We start from the raw sequence: 9,440 nt of genomic DNA, 5'->3' as shown, positions 1-9,440 counted from the left end.
CCCATCTGGAACACCGCCATGTAGGCCACGGCCGTTTCAAAGCGCTGCGGCATCACGATGGCCACGCGATCCCCGCGCTGCACGCCCAGCCCGGCCAGCACATGGCTCAGCGCGTCGGCCGCCCGCTGCAGCTCAACATAGGTATGAAAAGTGCCTTTAGTGCCTTTAGCCCCCACAACATGGGTTTTAATAGCTACTTTTTTGGTAGCGCGTTGCTTGCCCTTTTCAGCCCGCGCCCAGCGGCTGCAGCAAACTTCCGCGATGTTGAAATACGCATCAAGCTGCCATCGAAAACCGCTGTGCAGCGCCGTATAGTGGTCCGGCGCCCTGGTGGGGCCGGTCTTGTTTGTGTCCCTGTTTTGACTGCGCTTCAACTGATGTCTCCTTATGATCAGCCCACAATGTACAAAGAAATACGATCATCCCGCAGCGAGTTTGTCCCTATACGGGGACTCAGTTACCACATTCAACACTGGGGCGGCACTGCCGACCCGGCCTTGCCGCCCCTGGTCCTGGTGCATGGCTGGATGGACGTGGCGGCGTCCTGGCAGTTCATGGTCGACGCCTTGCCGGATGCGTTCACGCAGGGCCGGACCATCATTGCGCCGGACTGGCGCGGCTTCGGCCTGACCTGCACTGCCGACGCCGACCACTACTGGTTTGCCGACTACCTGGCCGACCTCGACTTCCTGCTGGACCACTATGCCCCCGGCCAGGCAGTCGATCTGGTCGGCCACAGCATGGGCGGCAATGTCGCCATGCTGTATGCCGGCGTGCGGCCCGAGCGCATCAGGAAGCTGGTCAACCTCGAAGGCTTTGGCATGCCCGCCAGCCAGCCCAGCCAGGCGCCCGCGCGCTATGCCCAGTGGATGGACGAGCTCAAGGGACTGCAGCGCGGCGACCTGGACCTCAAGGCCTACGACGACGTGGGCGGCGTGGCAAGGCGGCTCATGAAAACCAACCCCCGCTTGCCGGCCGACAAAGCCCAGTGGCTGGCCAGCCACTGGGCCCGCCCCAACGCCAGCGGCAAGTGGGAAATTCTGGGTGCTCCGGCCCACAAGATCACCAGCGCCCAGCTGTACCGCCTGGACGAAGTGCTGGAGATCTACCAGCGCATCAGCGCACCCGTGCTAGCCATCGAGGCGTCCGACGACTCGATGGGGCTGTGGTGGAAGGGCAAGTATTCGCTGGACGAATACCACGAGCGCCTGAAACAGGTGCCCGACGCACGGGTGGCCGTGGTCCAGGATGCCGGCCACATGCTGCACCATGACCAGCCCAAGCAACTTGCCGGGCTGATCGGCGATTTCCTGGGCTGACCGCCAGACAAGCCGCTTGAAGCGGCGCCAGCAAGGTGATCAGGGCAAATAGGGCACACTCAAGCCTTTTTGCAGCGCCTCCAGCGCCCACCACGATGTCCAGCACAGAGCCCCTCCATCAGGAAAATTTTCGGCGCATCCTGACCCGAAACATCGGCCTGCCGCTGGGCGTGGGGGCGATCAGTGCGGCTGTTTTTGTCGGCCTGATCTTTTACCTTCTGGCAGCGCTGGGCAGCGTAGAGCGCACCGAGCGCGCCATCAGCAACGCCAACCAGATCGCCAAGCTGGGCGCCAACATGGAAGCCAGCATGTACGGCTACCTGGTCACCGGCGAGGAAGCGCTGCTGCAGCCCTTTGAAATCGGCAAACCGCGCATCGCCGCCGAAACCGCGACACTGGTAGAACTGGTCAACGACAACCCCGCCCAAGTCAGCCGGCTCAGGCGCATCGACGCGCTGCAGGGGCAGTGGAATGACTTTGCGCAAAATATTGTCAATCTGCGGCGCAAGGACCTGGACTACCAGGCGCCGGTGCGCTCGGCCAGCGGCAAAAGCCTGACCGACGAGATCCGGCGCGAGTTTGCCAGCTTCATCAGCACCGAAGAGCGGCTGCTGCAAGAGCGCAACGGACAGGCCCGCAGCAACACGGCCTGGGGCATGGCGGCTTACCTGCTGTTCAGCCTGGGCCTGAGCGGCCTGCTGGCCCTGCGGGGCCACCGGGAACTGCAGCGACTGTCTGACACCTACGGCGAAACGCAGCAGCAGCAAGCCGACACGGCCAAGCTGCTGCAAGAGCAGTTGTGGCTGCGCACCGGGCAACGCCAACTGGCCGAATACACGATTGGCCAGCACGCGGTCGAGTCACTCGGGCGCAGCGTGCTGGAGTTTGTGGCGCGCTACCAGGATGTGGCCGTGGCGGCGCTCTATGTGCGCGAAGACAGCGGCGAGCTGCGGCGTGTCGCCACCTATGGTTTCAGCCAGGGCAGCGCATCGCAAGCGCAGTCATTTCAGAGCGCCGAAGGCCTGGTAGGCCAGGCCGCCCGTGAAAACCGGGTGCTGCAACTGCACGACCTGCCCGACCACTACCTGAAAGTCACCTCGGGCCTGGGCCAGGGCACGCCGTCCCATGTGCTGGTGGTGCCGGTACACCACGACGGGCAGGTCAACGGCGTGGCCGAGCTCGGCTTCATGCGCCCGCTGCTGCCGCGCGACACGGAGTTCGTGAACATGATTGCCAACAACATCGGCAACTCCATTCACGCCGCGCTGTACCGCCGGCAGTTGCAGGACGTGCTGGCGCAAAGCCAGCGCCTCAACAAGGACCTGCAGTCGCAGCAGGAAGAACTGCGCGCCGCCAACGAAGAGCTGGAAGAAAAGTCGCGCGTCCTCAAGGAATACCAGGTCAGCCTTGAAAACCAGCAGGCCGAAATGGAGCAAACCAACCAGCAGTTGTCTGAAACGGCCTTGTCGCTAGACCAGAAAAACGGCGCGCTCAACCGGGCGCAGGTGCTGCTGGAGGAGCGCGCTGAAGAACTGAGCCGGGCCAGCCGCTACAAGTCCGAGTTTCTGGCCAACATGTCGCACGAGTTGCGCACGCCGCTCAACAGCGCGCTGATCCTGTCCAAGCTGCTGTCCGACAACCCCACCGGCAACCTCAACGCGGAGCAAGTCAAGTTCGCGCAGTCGATCTATTCGGCCGGCAATGACCTGCTCAACCTGATCAGCGACATCCTGGATATTTCCAAGGTGGAAGCCGGCAAGCTGGAGTTGGCGCCCGAGCGCATCGCGATTGGCGAGCTGGTGGATGTGCTCAAGAGAACGTTTGAGCCCATGGCCGACCAGAAGAAACTGGCATTTGACGTCAGCGTGGCGCCGGGCACACTGCTGTCGCTGACGCTGGTGAGCGACCGCCAGCGGGTCGAGCAGATCCTGAAAAACCTGCTGTCCAACGCGATCAAGTTCACCTCGGCCGGCCAGGTCAGCGTCACCGTGTCCAGGCAGCCTGAAGACATGATCTCCTTCGTCGTGCGCGACTCCGGCATCGGCATTCGGGCCGACCACCAGCAGGCGATTTTTGACGCTTTCCACCAGGCCGACGGCACCACCAGCCGGCGCTATGGCGGCACCGGCCTGGGCCTGTCGATCTCGCGCGACCTGGCGGCGCTGCTGGGCGGCACCATCACGGTGGACAGCCACGAGGGCCAGGGCAGCGCCTTCACGCTGCGGCTGCCCGGCCATTGGGCTCCGGCGGCGGGTCAGAACAAGGCGCCCATGCCTTTGCCCCGGCCGGCACCGCGGTCGCGCACGACTGCGGCTACGCCCGTGCCGGTTTTTGCCGATGACCGTTACCGGCCCCACAACGCGCGCCTGGTGCTGGTGATTGAAGACGACGCCGGATTTGCGCAAATCCTGTACGACCTGGCCCACGAGCTGAAATACAGCTGCCTGGTCGCCCACAGCGCCGAAGACGGCCTGGCACTCGCCGCGCAGTTCCTGCCGGCCGCGATTTTGCTCGACATGGGCCTGCCCGACCACCCCGGCCTGCAGGTGCTGCAATGGCTCAAGGAGGACCCCAGGACACGGCACATTCCCGTGCATGTGGTGTCGGCCGATGACAGCAAGGAGGCGGCGCTGCAGATGGGCGCGATCGACTACGCCCTCAAACCTGCCACACGCGAGCAGCTCAAGGCCGTGTTCCAAAAGCTCGAGGCCCGGCAGCTGCAAAAAGTCAAGCGGGTGCTGCTGGTCGAAGACGACGCCTTGCAGCGCGCCAGCGTGTCGCGGCTGATCGGCGATGACGACGTGCAGATCACCGCGGTCGCCACGGGCGAGGAAGCGCTGGCCTTGCTGGCCGGCACTATTTTCGACTGCATGATCGTCGACCTGACGCTGCCCGACATGCAGGGAGACGAGCTGCTCAAGCGCATGTCCACCTCAGGCATCACAGCCGTTCCGCCGGTCATTGTCTACACCGGGCGCAGCCTGAGTCGCCAGGAAGAAGCCGACCTGCTGCAGCATGCGCACGCCATCATCATCAAGGGCGCACGCTCGCCCGAACGCCTGCTCGACGAAGTCACGCTGTTCCTGCACAAAGTGGAAGCCGAACTGACCGCGCAGCGCCAGACCGTGCTGCAGACCTCGCAAAGCCGGGACCGGGTCTTTGAAGGCCGCAAGGTGCTGCTGGTGGACGATGACGTGCGCAACATCTTTGCCCTGACCAGCGCCCTGGAGCAAAAAGGCATGCTGGTTGAGGTGGGCCGCAACGGCTTTGAGGCCCTGAGCAAGCTCGACAAGGTCGGCGGCATTGATCTGGTGCTGATGGACGTCATGATGCCCGGCATGGACGGGCTTGAAGCCACGCGCCGCATCCGCACCGACCCGCGCTTCCAGAAACTGCCCATCATCGCCGTGACCGCCAAAGCCATGAAGGACGACCAGGCGCAATGCCTGAGTGCCGGTGCCAGCGACTACCTGGCCAAACCCATCGATCTTGACCGCCTGTTCTCACTGCTCCGGGTGTGGATGCCCAAGGCGGAGCAGGTCTGAACATGCCGTCAAGAACCAGCCACGCGGGAGTAGCGAAGAGCGCCGGGATATCTGGGGAGCGCAGCATCAGCGAAGCCGAGTTGCACACGCTGATGGAGGCGATTTACCGTACCTACAGCTACGATTTCCGCAACTACACGGGCGCGTCGCAAAAACGCCGGGTACTGCAGGCCATGGCAAGCTTTGACGTCCCGACGGTCGCGGCGCTGCAGGCCGGCGTGCTGAAAGACCCCACGCTGTTCATGCAACTCTTGCAGTACCTGACGATTCCGGTCAGCGACATGTTTCGCGACCCCACGTTTTTCAGGGCGCTGCGCGAGCAGGTCGTGCCGGTGCTGCAAACCTATCCATCCCTGAAAATATGGATTGCCGGCTGCAGCACCGGCGAGGAGGTCTACTCGCTGGCCATCTTGCTGCGCGAAGAAGGCTTGCTGGAGCGCTCCCTGATTTATGCGACCGACATCAACGCGCGCGCGCTGGACAAGGCCCGCCAGGGTATCTTCCCGGCCAGGGGCCTCCAGGGCTATGCCGCCAATTACCAGAAGGCCGGCGGCAAGCAGGCGTTGTCCGACTACTACACGGCCGCTTACGGCGCCGTGATCTTTGACAAAACGCTGACCGACAACATCACCTTTGCAGACCACAGCCTGGCCACCGACAGCGTTTTTTCGGAAACCCAGCTGGTGCTGTGCCGCAACGTGCTGATCTACTTCAACAAAACCCTGCAGGACCGCGCACTGGGGCTGTTTCACGAGTCGCTGAGCCACCGCGGCTTTCTGGGCCTGGGCAGCAAGGAAAGCATTGACTTTTCAGGCTACGCCAGCCACTTCGAGCCGCTGGACAAACCCGAGCGGATTTTTCGCAAATGCCAGCCGCTGCAGCCCTGAGCCCCCGCATGCCCGCCGCACCAGCGCACCGCATCGAAGCCGTCGTGATTGGCGCGTCCGCCGGCGGCGTGCATGCCTTGCTGGACTTGCTGTCAGGGCTGCCGGCCGGCTTTCGGCTGCCGATTTTGGCGGTGCTGCATTTGCCCGAGGGCCGGGACAGCCTGCTGGTCGAAATTTTTCAGAACCGGCTGCAGATGGCGGTGCGCGAGGCGGCAGACAAGGAAAGCATTGCGCCGGGCACGCTGTACTTTGCCGGGCCTGGCTACCACCTGTCGGTGGAAATGGACCGGTCATTTTCCTTGAGCTGCGAGCCGCCAGTGCAGTATGCGCGCCCATCGATTGACGTCTTGATGGCATCTGCGGCCGACGCCTACGGCGCCCACCTCGCCGGCATTTTGCTCACAGGCGCCAATTTTGACGGCGCCGCCGGACTGGCTAAAATACGCCGGCGCGGCGGCCTGACGGTGGTGCAAGACCCGGCTGAAGCACAGGCCCCGACCCTGCCCGAAGCGGCGATTCGCACGCTTCGCCCCGATTTGATTCTCACGCTGGACAGCATTAGAAGCCTGCTCCTTACCCTGGATGGAAATTCATGCTGATCACCGACCGCCCCCAAGCCAAACTCCTGATCGTCGACGACCTGCCCGAGAACCTGCTGGCGCTGGAAGCGCTGATTCGCCAGCCCGACCGTATCGTATTCCAGGCGTCCAGCGGTGAAGAGGCGCTTGCGCTGCTGCTGGAGCATGAATTCGCGCTGGCGATTCTGGACGTGCAAATGCCCGGCATGAACGGCTTTGAACTGGCCGAACTGATGCGCGGCACCGAAAAAACCCGCCACATTCCGATTGTTTTTGTCACCGCCGCCGGCAAGGAGTCCAACTACGCCTTCAAGGGTTATGAAACCGGCGCCGTCGACTTCCTGTACAAGCCGCTGGACATTAATGCCGTCAGGGGCAAGGTCAATGTGTTCATTGAGCTATTTCGCCATCGCCAGGAAATCCAGCGACAGGTTCAGGCCCTCGAAAAAAGCCGCCAGGCGCAAGAGCTGCTGGTGCAGCAACTTCAGAGCACCCAGGGCGAGTTGCAAAACGCCGTCCGCATGCGCGATGACTTCATGTCCATGGTCGCCAACGAACTGCTGACGCCGCTCAACACCCTGTTTTTGCAGGTGCAACTGCGCAAGACTGAACTTGACGGCGGAAACACCGGTCTTTTTACAGAGGCCTACCTGAAAAAAATGGTGGGCAGCGACGAGCGCCAGGTCCAGAGCATGGTCGGACTGATCGACGACATGCTGGACGTCTCGCGCATTCGCAGCCAACGGCTGGCCATCCGCCCGCGCGAGGTCGAGCTCGGCGCCCTGCTGGCCCGTGTCGTGGACCAGTTGCACCAGCAGGCGACGGCCGCCGGCAGCACCGTCAGGCTGCAGGCAGGCCAGCCGGTAACTGGCCAGTGGGACGAGTTCCGGATCGAGCAGGTGGTGGTCAACCTGTTGGCCCGCGCGCTGCGCTTGGGCAACGCGCAGCCGGTCGACATCACCCTGACGCCTTTGGACGGCGGCGCCCGCATCGAGGTGGGCGACCAGGGCCAGGGCATTGCGCTGGCCGACCAGGCGCGCATCTTTGAGCAATTCGAACACGACGCGCAGCACCCGGGCTCCGGCGGTTTAGGCCTTTACGTCAGCCAGCAACTGGTGCTGGCGCACGGCGGCACGCTTGGCGTGCGCAGCCAGACGGGCCAGGGCACGGTTTTCACGGTCACGCTGCCTTTGACGCCACCGCCGCAAACCAGGCACTAAGCCCCAGCGCGGGCCATGCCGAACCGCGGCGCCACCCCGGGGCCTGCACGGCATGGCCTTTTTTGCGTGCGCGCCTGCCAGAGCATGAGAAAATCCCGGGTTAACCCCCCAGATCAAGACAGGAATTCCTCATGGACGCAGAACACATCAACCTTATCGACAACCAACTCGCGGACCTCAGCAACCGCGTGAATGAACTCAGGGGGTATCTTTGACTACCCTGCCAAAGAACGTAAATTAAACGAAGTCAACGCCGCCCTGGAAGACCCCAAGGTCTGGAATGACCCGAAGCGCGCCCAGGAACTCGGCCGCGAAAAGAAATCCCTCGAAGACGTGGTGCTCACGCTCGACCGGCTGACCGAGGAGCTGGCCGACAACACCGAGCTGTTCGACATGTCCAAAGGCGACGGCGACGAAGCCGGCATGCAGGCGATTGAAGCGGAAGCCGCCAAAATAGCCGCCGAAGTCGAAAAAATGGAATTTCGCCGGATGTTCAACAACCCGGCCGACCCGCTCAATTGCTTCCTGGACATCCAGGCCGGCGCCGGCGGCACCGAAGCCTGCGACTGGGCCAGCATGCTGCTGCGCCAGTACCTCAAGTACGCCGAGCGCAAGGGCTTCAAGACCACGGTCGAAGACGAATCGGCAGGCGACACCGCCGGCATCAAGGGCGCCACCATCAAGATCGAAGGCGAATACGCCTTTGGCCTGCTGCGCACCGAAACCGGCGTGCACCGGCTGGTGCGCAAGTCGCCGTTTGACTCGTCCGGCGGGCGCCACACCTCGTTTGCATCGGTGTTTGTCTACCCCGAGATTGACGACTCGATCGAGATCAACATCAACCCCTCCGACGTGCGCACCGACACCTACCGCGCCAGCGGCGCCGGCGGCCAGCACATCAACAAGACCGACTCGGCCGTGCGCCTGACGCACATCCCGACCGGCATCGTGGTGCAGTGCCAGGAAGGCCGCTCGCAACACGGCAACCGCGACGTCGCCTGGAAGCGGCTGCGCTCGCGCCTGTACGACTTTGAGTTGCGCAAGCAGCAGGAAGCGCAGCAAAAGCTCGAAGACAACAAGACCGACGTGGGCTGGGGCCACCAGATCCGCAGCTACGTGCTGGACAACAGCCGCATCAAGGACCTGCGCACCAACTACGAGACCTCGGCCACGCAGAAAGTGCTGGACGGCGACCTGGATCAGTTCATTGAAGCGTCGCTCAAGCAAGGCGTTTAAGTGCTGTACCACGCTTCGTCATTCCCGCGCAGGCGGGAATCCAGTCGCTTGACGATGCGCAATGCTTATTGAATCACCGCTCTGGATACCCGCCTGCGCGGGTATGACAGTCAGGACGTTATAGCCTGCCAGGTACTGAGAACGCCTCAACCCGTTCTACCGTTTATTTGAGTTTTAAAGAAAATATTGGAAAGTCACCATGCTGCAAATGATTGATGATCGCGGAACTGGACCGGGAGCCGTGGTCATCAACCGCGCCGATTACAGTGCCCCCGCTTACTGGATCGACACCGTCGACCTGTGTTTTGACCTGGACCCGGTGAAGACGCGCGTGCTCAACAAAATGACGCTGCGCCGCAACCCGGACGTCCCCATCCAGCCGCTCAAGCTCGATGGCGAGGAACTCAACCTCGCGCGCGTGCTGGTCAACGGGCAAGGCACCTCGTTCAAGCTCGAAGGACAGCAGCTGGTGCTCAGCGACCTGCCCGATGCGTTCTCGCTCGAAATCTTCACCACCACCTGCCCCGCCAAAAACACCAAGCTGATGGGCCTGTATGTCAGCCAGGACTCGTTTTTTACCCAGTGCGAAGCCGAAGGCTTCCGCCGCATCACCTACTTCCTGGACCGCCCCGATGTGATGGCCAGCTACAGCGTG

7 protein-coding genes and 1 pseudogene are annotated in these 9,440 nt (G+C 62.9%); 7 read left to right on the top strand and 1 reads right to left on the bottom strand.

What is annotated here, in order from left to right; all coding sequences use genetic code 11:
- Nucleotides 1-374, bottom strand: a 374-nt coding sequence (locus IV091_RS05645) for an AMP-binding protein (protein ID WP_293466287.1), incomplete at its 3' end; no start/stop codon positions are given.
- Between the two features lie 27 nt (nucleotides 375-401).
- Between IV091_RS05645 and IV091_RS05640 the strand changes: the two genes are divergently transcribed.
- The 7 genes and pseudogenes from IV091_RS05640 to pepN all read left to right on the top strand — a co-directional run.
- Complete coding sequence (locus IV091_RS05640) at nucleotides 402-1,319, top strand: alpha/beta hydrolase (RefSeq protein WP_293466284.1); 918 nt, start codon at nucleotides 402-404, stop codon at nucleotides 1,317-1,319.
- Nucleotides 1,320-1,414: 95 nt separating this feature from the next.
- On the top strand, nucleotides 1,415-4,864 hold the full coding sequence (locus IV091_RS05635; protein WP_293466281.1) for a response regulator: 3,450 nt from the start codon (nucleotides 1,415-1,417) through the stop codon (nucleotides 4,862-4,864).
- A 2-nt stretch (nucleotides 4,865-4,866) separates the two neighbouring features.
- Nucleotides 4,867-5,751 carry a protein-glutamate O-methyltransferase CheR gene (locus tag IV091_RS05630; protein WP_293466278.1) on the top strand — a complete coding sequence of 295 codons (885 nt, stop codon included), beginning with the start codon at nucleotides 4,867-4,869 and terminating at the stop codon, nucleotides 5,749-5,751.
- A gap of 8 nt (nucleotides 5,752-5,759) precedes the next feature.
- Nucleotides 5,760-6,350 carry a chemotaxis protein CheB gene (locus IV091_RS05625; protein WP_293466276.1) on the top strand — a complete coding sequence of 197 codons (591 nt, stop codon included), beginning with the start codon at nucleotides 5,760-5,762 and terminating at the stop codon, nucleotides 6,348-6,350.
- A complete protein-coding gene (locus tag IV091_RS05620; protein ID WP_293466274.1) occupies nucleotides 6,344-7,549 on the top strand; it encodes a hybrid sensor histidine kinase/response regulator in 1,206 nt (401 codons plus the stop codon). The genes IV091_RS05625 and IV091_RS05620 overlap by 7 nt, the downstream gene beginning before the upstream one ends.
- Nucleotides 7,550-7,680: 131 nt before the next feature.
- Nucleotides 7,681-8,785 (top strand): peptide chain release factor 2 gene (gene prfB, locus IV091_RS05615; protein WP_293466272.1). Its coding sequence is split into 2 segments (ribosomal slippage): nucleotides 7,681-7,761 and nucleotides 7,763-8,785, totalling 1,104 coding nucleotides; the frame shifts between segments, so codons are not numbered across the junction.
- Between the two features lie 199 nt (nucleotides 8,786-8,984).
- Nucleotides 8,985-9,440 (top strand): annotated as a pseudogene (gene pepN / locus IV091_RS05610) (aminopeptidase N); the annotation flags it as partial.

The sequence above is a fragment of the Polaromonas sp. genome (assembly GCF_018780625.1).
GTDB lineage: Bacteria > Pseudomonadota > Gammaproteobacteria > Burkholderiales > Burkholderiaceae_C > Polaromonas.
This window is presented reverse-complemented; position numbering and strand designations above follow the sequence as displayed.

What these genes read in the sequence shown, in the direction of transcription:
- IV091_RS05640 (WP_293466284.1), top strand. Translation starts at nt 402, where the DNA reads ATGTACAAAGAAATACGATCATCCCGCAGCGAGTTTGTCCCTATACGG.
- IV091_RS05635 (WP_293466281.1), top strand. Translation starts at nt 1,415, where the DNA reads ATGTCCAGCACAGAGCCCCTCCATCAGGAAAATTTTCGGCGCATCCTG.
- IV091_RS05630 (WP_293466278.1), top strand. Translation starts at nt 4,867, where the DNA reads ATGCCGTCAAGAACCAGCCACGCGGGAGTAGCGAAGAGCGCCGGGATA.
- IV091_RS05625 (WP_293466276.1), top strand. Translation starts at nt 5,760, where the DNA reads ATGCCCGCCGCACCAGCGCACCGCATCGAAGCCGTCGTGATTGGCGCG.
- IV091_RS05620 (WP_293466274.1), top strand. Translation starts at nt 6,344, where the DNA reads ATGCTGATCACCGACCGCCCCCAAGCCAAACTCCTGATCGTCGACGAC.